This is a genomic window from Mesorhizobium sp. M7A.F.Ca.MR.362.00.0.0, from assembly GCF_004023175.1.
Lineage (GTDB): Bacteria > Pseudomonadota > Alphaproteobacteria > Rhizobiales > Rhizobiaceae > Mesorhizobium.
The window spans coordinates 13,686-25,905 of the sequence record NZ_RZTF01000046.1; the positions used below are offsets into that span (position 1 = coordinate 13,686).

The window sequence follows — 12,220 nt, forward strand, 5'->3', positions numbered from 1 at the left end:
CCATAGAGCAAGCGGTCTCCGGCCTTGCGGAACCAACGCATCATTCGCCGCGTCTCGGTGTAGCTGCGGTCCTTGGCCAGAAGATTGGCCCCGGTTGTGCCTGTCAGCGGTTCCGTGGCGATCATGGCCGAACGAAACGGGATGATCGAGGTACGCACGGCAGCGGTAGCCGGCGTCAGGTCAGAATAGGAATTGGTGGCGACCACCGCCTGTGCGGCGGTCACCGCACCGGAAGGCGTTTCCAACAGAACGCCCATCCCCTCGCGCTTGAGCCCCGTGACGGGCGTGTTATCGAAAATGTCGATGCCGGCCGCTTTAAGCCCGGCCGCGATGCCGAACACGAAATTAAGTGGATGGATGATGCCGCCGTGGGTGTTGAGCATGCCGCCGACGAAATCCCGAGATCCGGTTTCCGTCCCCATCTCCAAGCCTGTCAGAATAGAACAGGCCGGGTCGCCGAGTGCCTCGTGCAGCCACGCAGCTTCCTTTTTCAATCCTTCGAGCGAAACCGCATTGTGCGCGCATCGCAGCGATCCGGTCGAACGATAATCGGCCGACGCAATGTTGTAATCCTCCACCAGTTCGCCGACATGCTCGATCGCCTCGATGCCGAGATCGTGCATTCGTCGGGTGGCCTCCAAGCCGAACCGTTCGGAGATCTGCGAAAATGCGATGCGGAATTTTCCGGAAACCACGCCACCGTTGCGACCGCTGGCGCCCCAGCCGATGCGGTTCGCCTCGAGAACCACCGGTGACAGGCCTCGGCGAGCGAGATACCGGGCCGTTGATAGGCCGGTGTAGCCGCCACCGATAATCGCCACGTCGTAGTGGCGATCTCCTGGCAGTCTGCCGAAAACAGGCCGTGGACCAGCCGTCTCCTGCCAAAGCGAGTGGATATCGGGAAAGGGTGGGTGCGTGGTCATCACTCAGGCCGCGCTGGCGATCCTGTGGCCTGCGGCCAGATCCGCGTCCACGGCGTCCGCCAGTTGCTTTAGCGAGGAGAAATGGAAGTCGGGCCTGGTGAGCATCTTGGGTTCCGGTGTGCCGCCAAATCCTGCCTGGCCCTGACGTCGCTCGATCCAGCAGGTCGTGTAGCCAAGTTCCGTAGCGACGCCGATATCGTGATGCTGGCTCTGGGCCACGTGCAGGATTTCCGATTGCTTGTAGCCGGAGGCGGACTGACGGCCCTTGTTGAAGGCGAAAAACTGTGGATTGGGCTTGGCGCATCCGGCTTCATCACAGGTGACGCTGTCGTGGAAGGGACTGCCCAGGGTCGCCGAATAGGCCGAAAACGCCGTGCGATCGGCATTGGTCATCGCCACCAAGCGGAAGTTGCGACGCAACCGCGCCAAAGCCTCGACGGAATCGGAAAAGGCCGGCCACCGCAGGACCGCAAGTTGGAAGGCTTCCGCCGTTGCCTCCGCTCGGGCGAAGTCCATTTCCGTAGCCAGCGACAGATAGACATCCTTCATGGCGAAGGACGAGCGGCCGTAGAACTTGTCGCGGCCGCGCTTGTAGGATTCGAAAATCGCATCGTCGGAAGCAGCCTTTGCCTTTTCGCCGCCGAGCGCGCGAACGGCATTGAGCACGCCCGTTTCGAAATCGATCAATGTGCCGACGACATCGAAGGTCATGACCTTGAATTCACTGAGTTTCATGATGCGGTTTCCTTTTGGCAAGTCGGGGCGTTCTCAGGGGGCGTCCGGGACGACGATCGTGTCTTCGGGGTGTAGGGCTACCGTGATCGGTTCGCCGGGTTTCTTGAGGTGCAAGCGTCCGGCATGATTGCTGGGAAGCCTGAGGCTCAGCTCTCCGCCGGATGACAATTTCAGAAATACCCGGATGCTTTCGCCCTGGTAGAGCGTTTCGATCACCGTTCCCGAAAGCCTGTTCGACGCATGCGGCGCGTTGTCATCGGCGACCACAAGTTTTTCCGAATGCACCGCGAGAGACAGCGCCTTACCTTGGGGAACGCTGCGCGATGTGCGCAGCACGGCGTCGCCAAGCGTTACTGTATCGTTGCCGGCGCGCGTGACCGGCAAAAGGGTTGCTTCCCCGATGAAGCGCGCGACGAAGGAATCGGCGGGATGGTCGTGCAGCTGTTCGGGTGTGTCGATCTGGACGAAGCGACCTTTGTTCATGATGGCGACGCGATCGCTCATTGTCAGAGCTTCCCGCTGGTCGTGCGTGACATAGACGATCGTCGCGCCGAGCTTGCGGTGCAGCCGTTTCAGCTCGATCTGCATGGATTCGCGCAATTGCTTGTCGAGCGCCGACAGCGGTTCGTCCATCAAGATCAGCCGCGGCTCGAAAATGATGGCGCGGGCAAGTGCAACACGCTGGCGCTGCCCGCCGGACAGTTCGTGGACGCGCCGGTTCTCAAATCCGCCCAGTTCGACCATATCGAGCGCGCCTTGCAGCTTGTTGGCCCAGTTTGACTTCGGCAGGCGACGCGCGCGCAGCGGAAAGGTGATGTTTTCCCCGACGCTCATATGCGGGAAGAGAGCATAGTTCTGGAAGACGATTCCGATATCGCGTTTGTGCGGCGGCTCGAATGTAATATCGCGGGCGCCGAGCCAGATCGACCCGGATGTCGGTTGGACGAAGCCGCCAAGAACGCCCAGAAATGTCGTCTTCCCCGATCCAGACGGACCGAGAATGGAGACGAACTCGCCTGGAGCGACCTCGAGACTGACATTGTCCAGTGCGCGAAAATGTCCATAGCTCTTGCTGGCCGCGCGAATGGAAACGCCTACTCGATCTGCTTTTGTCGCATCAATCATATGATTCCGCTACAAAATTCATCAGCAGCCCCTTGGTCTGGCGCATGCTGCATTCTTTGATGAGTAGAAGTCTGAAGGTATATTTCATGCCCGCACCTGCCACGTGCCGCATGGGTACACAGTCCATTTCTCTGAAATTTTCTTGAAGGTCTAACGCCTTCCATCATAGCCAGAAGACCAAAGAAAATGGGGCTTCGCAATTGAAAAAAGGTTCGGGCTTATGTTACATCGTGTAATGGAAAAATTGAGACGCTCCTTGCCATCCATGAATGGCCTCTTTACTTTCGAAGCCGCCGCTCGCTGCGGCAATTTTTCCAGGGCAGCGGAGGAGCTGAACGTGACGCCTGCGGCCGTCAGCCGTATGGTGGCAAGGCTGGAAGAGCATCTCGAGACGACGTTATTTGTGCGTCAACCCGGTGGTGTCCGCCTGACCGAATCTGGGCGGCTGCTGTTCGACGCGATCGCCAGAGGGTTTTCAGGGATCGAAAATGCCTTGCGCGAGATCGAGGATCGCCGCATCGGCATTCAAACGGTGTCCCTATCAGTTTCGACCGGTTTCACCACCCACTGGATGATGCCGCGGATGGCCGACTTCAAAAAGGAGTTTCCGGCTGTCGATCTGCGGTTTCAACTGGTTATGGGAGCGCTTGCGGGGCCGGTGAATGATGTGGATCTCGGAATGCGCTTCGTCAATGGCTCGGACGAACGACACGAGGCCGTCTTCATCATGCCGGAAATTCTTATTCCCATCTGTAGCCCATCCTACATAGAAAGCCATGGTTCGGAGGCAACCCATGTGAAGCGGATGCCCGACACTACGATCAATCTCAGTGACGCACAGCCGAACTGGTCCGGTCTATTCTCGCCACTGAACAAGGGGGACGCTGTCAATTCGATGATCTTTTCCGACTATGCCATCGTCGTTCAGGCCGCCTTGCTCGGGCAAGGCGTGGCGCTCGGTTGGCTGAACGTCATTGCCCACTGGCTGCGGACGCGGGCTTTGGTGCCGGCGCGCGAACAGCTCATGATTACGGGCCGCCAGTGCCATCTCGTTCGCCTGCGCGACAAACCCGCGCGCCCGATCGTCGCGCAGGTTAGGGAATGGATGATTGGCGAACTAAATGCCGACATTGTCGCAGTTGATGCGCTTTATCCAACGCTGGGGCTGAAGTCGGCAGGCCTTTCAAAATCCGCTGGGTAATCGGGCCCAATGCATACGTTTCAGCATTCCTTTTGAAAGTTCCTTGATTCCCCGATCTGCTGTCGGATGAGGCGCTCCGACGCGGCGCAAGAGGCGATTGGAAATCAATGGTCACGCGGCTGCAGAGTTCATGGCTGTGCCTCGAAAGTCGCATAATTGGCAGTCTGGAATTGTAGCCCATTGGGTACCGAGCTCGTTCCAATTGAACCTACATAGCGGTTCGACTGCGTTGCTTCATCTCACCTATACGGATGGTCCCGGGCAAAGCGCCCCAAAGTTCGTGTAGGTTGGGCGAATCGCTTCGAAGCGTTGCGTTCTGATCCGCTAGCGCCGTTTGGCCAAGCGCACACCAGCACCGCCGCCATTCTCCGGAATGAATTCTATACCAGCAGCTTCGAGCGCTTCACGAATGGCACCGAGGTTGTTGCGATGTGGGACGCGCAAGCCTCTTTCGAAATCCACGACCGTAGCGCGCGAAACATTTGCTGATTGGGCCAGTTCAGCTTGGCTCCAGCCGAGCATCGCTCTGGCGCCTCTGCATTGCTCCACGGAAATTTGGCTCATCAAGCTAAAATCAGTCTTTTGGTTGACTTTGGTGCGAATGTCAGCTTAAATGACTGACGTTAGACAAATTGCTTGACGGGCTGATGATAGGCATCTGCCCAGGCTGACCACACCCAAGCTTCAGCGAGCTCGGATCATGGCTGATTCCGACAGTACCACGACTTTGCCTGTCGTCACCGCAGGAGATACCTTTGGCAAGTGCAACTGTGCGAGCCCTTCCGCCAACGGGACATTCAAGCACGAGGATCTAAGAGCCGTACACCTTCACCCTTTTGGCCAGCGGACAGGAATTCGACACCCGCTTTTATCAGAGCCGCCTCAATAGCTTGCAACGTGCTGATACGGGAATCCACCTTGCCATTTTCCAACCGGGCCAGCGCATTCAGCGAGACAATGGCCTTGTCGGCAAGCTCCTGCTGCGACCAACCAAGCAAAGCCCGTGCGGCTCGAATCTGTCGTGGACTGACCATGAGTCCACAATCGGCAGGCGAATTTTCTTTGCCACCTATAGGGTTATTTTGCACCCTATTAGGTATATTAAATGGCGATTCGATCTGCAGATAACATCGGTGCGAAGAGCCCGGAGCGTAGGCGACAGACTCTCTATCCGGCTGACGAGTGGAGGATCGGAAGGCCTTGTTGAAACCGCAACGCACCGTCCTCCTTCGGACGGGGCCGAAGCCAAAGATCGACAGTGACCCTCATCCCGCCGATCAGCATGTCGGCAGGCAGATTGCGACGGTTCGCGTCCAATCCGACGTGTCGCAAGCCCAGCTTGCCCGATCCATCGGCATCAGTTTCCAGCAGCTCCAAAAATACGAGAACGCGCGCAATCGCGTGAGCGCGTCGATGCTCTACGAGATCGCTAAGTCGCTCGGCGTTCCTGTCGGCCGCTTCTTCGCAGGCCTGCCGGGAAACGATGAGACCTGCGTCGAGGCGCCGCCCCTGCCGGTCGATGAGCGGCTGGATTTCATTGCCAGCGCGGAAGGCCGGCGCCTGATCGAGGGGCTCGTGAATCTTTCGCCGCGTGTGCGCGGTCGCGTCTCTTCCCTTATCGCCGCATTGGGGGAGGAGTTGGCATCGCTCGATGCGAAACGCGACAATGAAACCGCCGGCGAATCCGCCCCGGCCGAATGCAAGACCGGCTGACGGCCGGTCGGGGCCGTCAGCCGAATTTTCGGGCAGCGGGCAGGGCGATGCGGCCGCAGGTCGAGGATACTTCGATCTCGACGCCGAACGCCCGCGAGCGGGTCGCGAATCCCTCCAGGATGTCTCGCGCCGCGGTTCCCGTGACGGCGACGGGCACCAGTCTGCCCGTTGCTGAGCCAAGGGACTGGGGGTCCGCGCCGATCGCTACGGGCAGGAGGTCTATTCCCGCTAGATTTCCGCTCCCATCATAGCGGCATGCGGCGACAATGCTTTGCCAGACTTCCGGGGGATCCCATTCGGTTTCTTCGGGGTGTACGTGGAAAAGGAAGTTGCCGAGGCCGTAGAAGATCGGCGCGCCATTGTAGATTTCCACGGCCTGCAGCACCGGGGCGCCGTGGCTGACGAAAAGGTTCGCGCCGGCGTCGATGCACATCCGGGCAAAGGTCTGCACCCATCGCGGCACGTCCTGCCAACCTGGTTCCCAGTGATGGTGGTGCAGATAGGCAATGACGAAATCGCCTTGTGCCGCCGCATGCCGGATGGCGGACAGATGGACACTCGCGCTCCGCTGATCGACTTCGACCAGACGGCCGAAATCGGCGGCTTGCGTGAACACGGTGCCGTAGAAATTGATCTCCTTGTCGGCCGACACCGCCACAGGATCCTCCGGCTGCGCATAGTTGGCCAGTTCAAAAGGGGAGCTTTGCAAATGAGCGCCCAACCTTGCCAGTCTGCGGAAATGTCCGTCCGGCACCCCCATCTTGCGAACGGTGGTCAGACGATTGACGCCGGGCCGAGCCGGCCGGAAGGCCGTGCGGTCTTCGGCATACATGTTGGTCGGGCCAGGGCCTGCATCCATCGCGAGAAGCGCGACCTGGCTCGCGCCCAGGCGGCGGCCGCCCGGTTTCCTCGCGTCTGTCTCGTCGGCTCCGATGCCGGCATGGAGGAAGCCGCGCGCTTCCACTTCCTCCAGCGTCGAGAGGATGCCGTCGGCGCCGAGATCGAAGGCGTGGTTGTTTGCGAGCGCAAGCGCGTTGAAACCGATGGCCTGCAACGCGTCGAGCACTTCAGCCCTGGAATAGCCGAAGTATTTGCCCTTGGTCGGCCAGCCGCCGTGCTTGCCCAGGATCGTCGACTCGAAGTTGGTGAAGACGACGTCGCCTTGGCGCAGGAAGTCCGTAACGGCGATGAAGCGTTCGTCTTTGACGTCACGGATGTCGTGCGTGATCAGGGATTGGCCGGTGACGACCGCGCAGAACTGGTCTTTCATGGAACTCGCCTTGAAGGAGGGGAGGGCGCTGGCGTTCCGCGCCTGCGCCCCGTCAATGTCGAAGTCGGGTGCCCGCCTATTGCGAGAGGGCAGGCGAGATGTCGCTCTTGAACCATTTCAGGCTCAGCGCCTTGATCGTCCCATCCTTGGTGGCGGCGGCGATGGCTGCGTTGAACTTGGCGAGCAACTCGGTATCGTTCTTTCGCATGCCGGCGCCGACGCCAGGCCCCCAGAGCCCGCCCTTCAGTTCCGGCCCGAAAAACACCGCATCCGAACCGGAAGGCGTCTCCAGAAAATCCCGCCAGGTGAAATAGTCGGCGAGGCCGCCGTCGATGCGACCCGCGGCCAGGTCGAGCTTCAAATTGTCCAGGCTGTCGTAGCTGCGGATGGTCACGACATCGCCCAGGATTTCCTTCACGACGGCTTCCGAATTCGACGAGCGCAAGGCCCCGATCGCCTTGCCGGCGAGCGTCGACCTGAGGCGTTCAAGGGTCGCCTTTTCCTTGTCCCCGATGGTCGAAAGGTTGACCTTCTCCTTGGTGTCGCCGGCGTCGAGACCCAGCTCCTTGCGCACCACGAACTGGTTGAAGCCGGCGGCGTAGGGGATCGAGAACGCGATCGACTGCTTGCGTTTCTCCGTAATCGCCATGCCGGACATGATCACGTCGAACTTGCCGACGAGCAGCGCCGGGATGATACCGTCCCAATCCTGCGGGACGAAGGTACATTTGATCTCGATGCGACGGCAAAGCTCCAGTCCGACATCGATATCGTAACCGTAGAGCTGACCGTTCGCGTCGGTACCGTCCCAGGGCGGGGAGGCGCCTTCAGTGGCAATCACTATGACGCTCTTGCTTTGGGCGCTGGCAGGAAATGCCGACATCAGGGATGCGATGGAAACAGCAATAGCCAGGGGTATGCGCATGATGCACCTCTTCGTTGGTTGGATGGAAAGGGCTGCCGAAAGACCCGCGGGTCAGGGCAGGGGCGTCGTGGTCTCAGGGTCAGGCAATGGAGGGCGCAATCGCGGCTTTCGTCGACGCACGCGATGGCCGTCGGTCGACAGTCGCCGTTCCAGGAACTGGATCGCTTTCACCGCGATCGAGGTGAGCGATAGGTAGATCGCTCCGGCGACGATGAAGATCTCGTAAGGCGCGAACGTCGTCGAAACCATCTGTCTCGCCATGCCGGTGATCTCGAGCAGCGTCACGGTGCTCGCCAGGGACGAACCCTTGATCATCCCCACGACCTCGTTGCCGTAGGCCGGAAGCGATATCCTGAAAGCGATCGGGAAGGTGACCAGGCGAGCGATCTGGAAGCGCTTCAAGCCGAGAGACGTGGCCGCCTCGGTGACACCCTTGGGCACCGACTGGAGACCGCGGCACAGGATCTCGGTGGTGTGTGCCGCGCTGTTCAGCGAAAATGTCAGAAGGGCGCACCAGAAAGGATCGCGCAGGATCACCCAGAAGATGCTGGTTCGCACGGCCTCGATCTGACCGAGGCCGTAGTAGAGCAGGAAGAGCTGAACCAGCATCGGCGTGCCGCGGATCACATAGGTGTATGCGAGCACCGCGAGCGAGAGGCCGGGACGTCCGAACGCGCGCATGAAGGCGAGCGGCACGGACAGAACAAATCCGGCCGTCAGCGACGAGACCGTCAGGGTCAAGGTGAGGCCAATGCCCGAAGGCAGGACAACCATGGCGTCAAACATCAAGCCGAGATTCATGCGGCGGTCCCTCCTACCGGTCGGGGGCCGGATAGCGTCGCTCAGCCAGCCGGATCGACAACAGCGTGACGGTGGTCAGCGAGAGATAGAGAGCGGAGGCCGCAAGGTAGAAGGTCAACGGTGCGCGCAAGGACCCGGCCCCCACATACGCCACGCGCATGATATCGGTCAGTCCGACGATCGAAACCAGCGCGGTATCCTTGAAGAGCGAAATCCAGAGATTGCCATAGGCAGGCAGCGCCAGCCGCAGCATCTGCGGTCCGATGACGAACATCCAGCGCTGCCAGGCGTTCAGCCCAAGCGATTTTGCCGCTTCGGTTTGACCCGCTGGCACTGCCGCAATGGCACCGCGGAACACTTCGGTGGCATAACCGCTGAAGACGACCGAGAGCGCGATAACGCCTGCGGTGAATGCATTCACTTCCACATACCGGCCGGCGATCTTGCTGGCGAGCGTGGTTCCGCCGAAGTAGATGAGCAGGATAATGAGAAGTTCTGGTACACCACGGACAACCGTGGTGTAGGCCGTCACGACACGGTTGAGGCGCGGTTGTGCCGTGCCCTTCGAAATCGCCAGAAACAACCCAAATGCCGTACCCAGGCAGCCGCTGACAAGGGCCAGGCCTATGGTCACGGTGAGTGCGATAACAAACTGAGTAGTAAAACCACCCATGGGGCGCTTTCCTCGACTCGCAATACCGCCCAGATACGCTGATCTTTTTCACTCAGACCAAGCTGCTTAACCCAAGGTTGCGAATTGTTTTATTTGTAATTCGGAGTTAATTCGAGATATTGTCTAATTCTAGCGCTTGGAATTCCACACTCAATCTATAATTTTTAATATTTTATCTATAATGCGCCGTTATATACTGGGATGGCTTATTGCTTCCCCAGGTTGGCGGTATCTGCTTCCCGGGTGGCGTTATCAGGGAAAGGAGCGCCGGAATGGAGTTGCTGCAGAGCGACCTGAAGCTCCGTCAACTGAAAGTCTTCCGAGAAGTGTTGCGGGCCGGTTCGACAAGGCGAGCAGCGGCAGCCCTCGGGATAAGCCAGCCGGCTGTCAGTCAACATGTGAAGCAACTCGAGACCACGCTCGGCATCACCCTCTTTAAGAGGTCAGCCAACCGCATCGTCCCCTTGCAGGAAGCATGGGAGCTCCTGCGAAACGTTGAACTTGCCCTGACGTCCCTGGATCGGCTGGAAGCGTCAATCTTCGCGATGAAGAACGAGGAAAAGCAAAGGATTGCGATTGCCGCGCCTTCTGTTTTCGGTTTCGTGACCTTGCCCAACGTGGTGGCGATTATCCACGCAAAGACCGCTTCGAACGTCCGGTCAATTTCTGGAAGCTACGACCAGATCGGCGAGCACATCTTGGCCGGTCGCGCGGATCTGGGGATCTCGAGATTGCCGCTGGACCCACGCCTGTTTGAATGGGCGCCGCTCGGGTCGGCGCGCAACGTGTGCATCTTTCATCCCGACCACCGCTTTTCACAACAGACCTGTATCCAGGCGCACGACCTGGCTGGCGAAACGATCGTCGATATCGATCCCCAGTTCGCCGCCCACCAGATGAACTTCAATGCGTTGCGCTTCGCCGGCGTTGAGCCGAACATACTGGTGGAATTCGACTGCAACGGTCACGAGGCCGGATACGTTTCGGCTGGCCTGGGCTTTCCATAACCAATGAAATCATTGCGCGTGAATACGAAGCGTTTAACCTCGAAGCAAAACCGGTGGAACCGTCAGCTCTTTATCATTACGTCGCGATTTGTCAGTAGGGCAGGACCTTTTCGAATGCTCTGAGCGTGTCGCTCGAGGCGATTATCGCGGCCTTTTCCACCGCTCCTGCGAAAGGATGAGATTTCTCAGAGGGCGGCTAGAGAACGACGCTAGGCAGCCGGCGCGGCGCCTGGGGCCGCACCGGGAACTCAAGCCGTTTCCAAAACGCCCTGGAATTGAGCGAGTTGCTTTGGAAAATGTTGAGCGAGGTAGCGTACCAGTTTGGGGCTATCCATCAGCCGGTTGAGGTGTCCTCGTACCGCTACAAGTTCGAGGCCCCACGAACCAATGTGCTCAGCGGAGTTTCGAAATTCCTGGCTCAACTCGGCCTGGCAGGGGCTGCGTGAAAAATGAGCTGCCCGCATTCGTAAACCGGCTAAGCCACTTGCTGCTGACTAACGGCTTGGAAGTGCGGCAGCGTCGCCTTTTGAAAAGCATGAGCTCGAGGCAGCCATTTCATACGGTTCCTGGCCGCATCAACCAGTTCCTCCTCGCGGGTAAGGCCGTTCATAAAGAGCTTTAGCAGGTGAGAAGCCGCTTTTTCGGCATCGGGCGAAGTAAGCGGCAATTTGCTCTCGTCGCACACAGTCCGGGAAATGCGAGACAACATTTCAATCTCGCACGGACCAAGGCAGTGACCAGGGTACAACATAAATTTTCCTCCATACGGCTGTGGTCAAAACTGACCACCCACCGTGTCACTGGAACCACTTTACCGGACTAGCCTACGGACTGGGCCTGCCAGTGGTTCAACCTGGCGCGCATCAAGACCATCAGCACAGTCTCGTCTTTGATGCCTGTTTGAGACAGTCGAACCAACTCTGAGGCGAGTTCCCCGGCCTCACCGGAAGTGGTTAGAATCTCGTGTTCCTCACAAAGCTGCGAAAATACAATCCTCAGCGTGCCCAGTTCCTCAGGGAAAATAGGTTGCGCGCCGCCGATGGGGAAATTCATATGAACGTCCTTTGAATAATACTGATCTTGAGCGCTGAAGAATGGCTCCAAAGCCAGCAAACGGTCATTATCATTTGCGTACAAGGCGGCGCTTGGTAAAAATCGTACAAATTTCTTTGGAGGCGCCGGCGTGTGTTCCGAGACGCCAGAGCACGCAAGGATGGGCCGGAAACTGCACTACTTAAGCGGCCTCTATCTCTACCGACTAAAGAATGCTGTTCGTCATGTTTTTGGCGATGGATGATCCCTTCGATGACTCTCGCCTCGGCATCGCATTCCGCCGCCCGGGCGGCCATGTGCCAAGCTGTGTCTTTCCCGAGCGGCTTGACTTTTGCCGTCCGGATCTGGAACCCGTCGCTGATTTCCCTGAAGTCCAGTGACGGGCCTACTTCGTCAGACGTCGGCTAGCGCTAGATCTTTCTCGTAGGGCTGGAACAAGCATCCGCAATTGAAGTTGGAAATGTGCTTGGTTGAGATGTCCCCTCCTCAAGTCCAAGCTCTGGTGCAAGGCCCGTCGCTGTCCGTGCCTTCAGCGGCGGGCTTCCTTCGTCAGACGCTCGACGGTCTCAATGATCGCGTTGGCCAGAGCTTCGCTCAGTTGCCACAGGGGCATCGGTTCCATGTGTCAAAGGGGAGGTGGGCAAGATCAAGTTACCACGCACCTGTAACGGTGAGCATGCCGACCCATCTGGGGCTAAATGACCAGGCCTGCAAGCTACTGGCAGAATGAAAGCGCAGCAATTAATCCTGTTGGCCTAGACTGCCGTCAAGCCATTCCGCGATAGCACCATAGG

Annotated in this window: 16 protein-coding genes; 4 read left to right on the top strand and 12 right to left on the bottom strand. The window is 58.9% G+C overall.

The window, feature by feature from the left end; translation table 11 throughout:
• From EOC06_RS09140 to EOC06_RS09150, 3 genes are all read right to left on the bottom strand, one after another.
• A partial coding sequence (locus EOC06_RS09140) for an FAD-binding oxidoreductase (RefSeq protein ID WP_245469421.1) occupies positions 1-923 on the bottom strand: 923 nt, incomplete at its 3' end.
• A 3-nt stretch (positions 924-926) separates the two neighbouring features.
• Entirely contained in the window at positions 927-1,658 is a 732-nt protein-coding gene (locus EOC06_RS09145; protein WP_127327798.1) for an HAD-IA family hydrolase, read from the bottom strand.
• Positions 1,659-1,691: 33 nt separating this feature from the next.
• Positions 1,692-2,783, bottom strand: coding sequence for an ABC transporter ATP-binding protein (locus tag EOC06_RS09150; RefSeq protein WP_127327797.1), 1,092 nt, complete (start codon positions 2,781-2,783; stop codon positions 1,692-1,694).
• Positions 2,784-3,018: 235 nt separating this feature from the next.
• Between EOC06_RS09150 and EOC06_RS09155 the strand changes: the two genes are divergently transcribed.
• Complete coding sequence (locus tag EOC06_RS09155; RefSeq protein WP_127327963.1) at positions 3,019-3,984, top strand: LysR family transcriptional regulator; 966 nt, start codon at positions 3,019-3,021, stop codon at positions 3,982-3,984.
• Positions 3,985-4,308: 324 nt separating this feature from the next.
• Here the strand turns inward: EOC06_RS09155 and EOC06_RS09160 are convergent, their stop codons facing one another.
• Both EOC06_RS09160 and EOC06_RS09165 read right to left on the bottom strand, forming a co-directional pair.
• Positions 4,309-4,548 carry a helix-turn-helix transcriptional regulator gene (locus tag EOC06_RS09160; protein WP_245466340.1) on the bottom strand — a complete coding sequence of 80 codons (240 nt, stop codon included), beginning with the start codon at positions 4,546-4,548 and terminating at the stop codon, positions 4,309-4,311.
• A gap of 233 nt (positions 4,549-4,781) precedes the next feature.
• Positions 4,782-5,018 (bottom strand): helix-turn-helix domain-containing protein, encoded by a 237-nt coding sequence (locus EOC06_RS09165; protein WP_128307567.1) that lies wholly within the window; start codon positions 5,016-5,018, stop codon positions 4,782-4,784.
• 169 nt (positions 5,019-5,187) lie between these two features.
• Here EOC06_RS09165 and EOC06_RS09170 point away from each other — a divergent pair, with 169 nt between their 5' ends.
• Positions 5,188-5,697: a helix-turn-helix domain-containing protein gene (locus EOC06_RS09170; protein ID WP_164898517.1), complete on the top strand. Its 510-nt coding sequence runs from the start codon at positions 5,188-5,190 to the stop codon at positions 5,695-5,697.
• 16 nt (positions 5,698-5,713) lie between these two features.
• Here the strand turns inward: EOC06_RS09170 and EOC06_RS09175 are convergent, their stop codons facing one another.
• From EOC06_RS09175 to EOC06_RS09190, 4 genes are all read right to left on the bottom strand, one after another.
• Positions 5,714-6,967 (bottom strand): CapA family protein, encoded by a 1,254-nt coding sequence (locus tag EOC06_RS09175; protein ID WP_128307569.1) that lies wholly within the window; start codon positions 6,965-6,967, stop codon positions 5,714-5,716.
• A gap of 76 nt (positions 6,968-7,043) precedes the next feature.
• Entirely contained in the window at positions 7,044-7,892 is an 849-nt protein-coding gene (locus EOC06_RS09180; protein ID WP_127327794.1) for a transporter substrate-binding domain-containing protein, read from the bottom strand.
• 51 nt (positions 7,893-7,943) lie between these two features.
• The gene (locus EOC06_RS09185; RefSeq protein ID WP_127327793.1) at positions 7,944-8,693 is read right to left on the bottom strand and encodes an ABC transporter permease; all 750 of its coding nucleotides are present in this window, start codon (positions 8,691-8,693) and stop codon (positions 7,944-7,946) included.
• 13 nt (positions 8,694-8,706) lie between these two features.
• Positions 8,707-9,366, bottom strand: a complete 660-nt coding sequence (locus EOC06_RS09190) for an ABC transporter permease (protein ID WP_127327792.1) — start codon at positions 9,364-9,366, stop codon at positions 8,707-8,709.
• A gap of 272 nt (positions 9,367-9,638) precedes the next feature.
• Here EOC06_RS09190 and EOC06_RS44790 point away from each other — a divergent pair, with 272 nt between their 5' ends.
• Positions 9,639-10,373 (top strand): LysR family transcriptional regulator, encoded by a 735-nt coding sequence (locus EOC06_RS44790; RefSeq protein ID WP_306462338.1) that lies wholly within the window; start codon positions 9,639-9,641, stop codon positions 10,371-10,373.
• A gap of 248 nt (positions 10,374-10,621) precedes the next feature.
• Here the strand turns inward: EOC06_RS44790 and EOC06_RS45115 are convergent, their stop codons facing one another.
• From EOC06_RS45115 to EOC06_RS09210, 3 genes are all read right to left on the bottom strand, one after another.
• Positions 10,622-10,837: a plasmid partitioning protein RepB C-terminal domain-containing protein gene (locus EOC06_RS45115; protein WP_127327790.1), complete on the bottom strand. Its 216-nt coding sequence runs from the start codon at positions 10,835-10,837 to the stop codon at positions 10,622-10,624.
• 11 nt (positions 10,838-10,848) lie between these two features.
• Positions 10,849-11,040 carry a hypothetical protein gene (locus EOC06_RS09205; protein WP_127327789.1) on the bottom strand — a complete coding sequence of 64 codons (192 nt, stop codon included), beginning with the start codon at positions 11,038-11,040 and terminating at the stop codon, positions 10,849-10,851.
• A 152-nt stretch (positions 11,041-11,192) separates the two neighbouring features.
• Positions 11,193-11,426, bottom strand: a complete 234-nt coding sequence (locus EOC06_RS09210; protein ID WP_127327788.1) for a hypothetical protein — start codon at positions 11,424-11,426, stop codon at positions 11,193-11,195.
• A 212-nt stretch (positions 11,427-11,638) separates the two neighbouring features.
• On the opposite strand from EOC06_RS09210, the gene EOC06_RS40100 reads away from it, so the two are divergent.
• Complete coding sequence (locus tag EOC06_RS40100) at positions 11,639-11,806, top strand: hypothetical protein (protein ID WP_164762594.1); 168 nt, start codon at positions 11,639-11,641, stop codon at positions 11,804-11,806.
• Positions 11,807-12,220 lie beyond the last annotated feature (414 nt).

Excerpts from the sequence above, each read along its gene's own strand:
- EOC06_RS09190 (WP_127327792.1), bottom strand. The coding sequence starts at position 9,366 with ATGGGTGGTTTTACTACTCAGTTTGTTATCGCACTCACCGTGACCATA.
- EOC06_RS40100 (WP_164762594.1), top strand. The coding sequence starts at position 11,639 with ATGCTGTTCGTCATGTTTTTGGCGATGGATGATCCCTTCGATGACTCT.
- EOC06_RS09185 (WP_127327793.1), bottom strand. The coding sequence starts at position 8,693 with ATGAATCTCGGCTTGATGTTTGACGCCATGGTTGTCCTGCCTTCGGGC.
- EOC06_RS09155 (WP_127327963.1), top strand. The coding sequence starts at position 3,019 with ATGGAAAAATTGAGACGCTCCTTGCCATCCATGAATGGCCTCTTTACT.
- EOC06_RS45115 (WP_127327790.1), bottom strand. The coding sequence starts at position 10,837 with ATGCGGGCAGCTCATTTTTCACGCAGCCCCTGCCAGGCCGAGTTGAGC.
- EOC06_RS09180 (WP_127327794.1), bottom strand. The coding sequence starts at position 7,892 with ATGCGCATACCCCTGGCTATTGCTGTTTCCATCGCATCCCTGATGTCG.
- EOC06_RS09150 (WP_127327797.1), bottom strand. The coding sequence starts at position 2,783 with ATGATTGATGCGACAAAAGCAGATCGAGTAGGCGTTTCCATTCGCGCG.
- EOC06_RS09210 (WP_127327788.1), bottom strand. The coding sequence starts at position 11,426 with ATGAATTTCCCCATCGGCGGCGCGCAACCTATTTTCCCTGAGGAACTG.
- EOC06_RS44790 (WP_306462338.1), top strand. The coding sequence starts at position 9,639 with ATGGAGTTGCTGCAGAGCGACCTGAAGCTCCGTCAACTGAAAGTCTTC.
- EOC06_RS09145 (WP_127327798.1), bottom strand. The coding sequence starts at position 1,658 with ATGAAACTCAGTGAATTCAAGGTCATGACCTTCGATGTCGTCGGCACA.
- EOC06_RS09165 (WP_128307567.1), bottom strand. The coding sequence starts at position 5,018 with ATGGTCAGTCCACGACAGATTCGAGCCGCACGGGCTTTGCTTGGTTGG.
- EOC06_RS09175 (WP_128307569.1), bottom strand. The coding sequence starts at position 6,967 with ATGAAAGACCAGTTCTGCGCGGTCGTCACCGGCCAATCCCTGATCACG.
- EOC06_RS09160 (WP_245466340.1), bottom strand. The coding sequence starts at position 4,548 with ATGAGCCAAATTTCCGTGGAGCAATGCAGAGGCGCCAGAGCGATGCTC.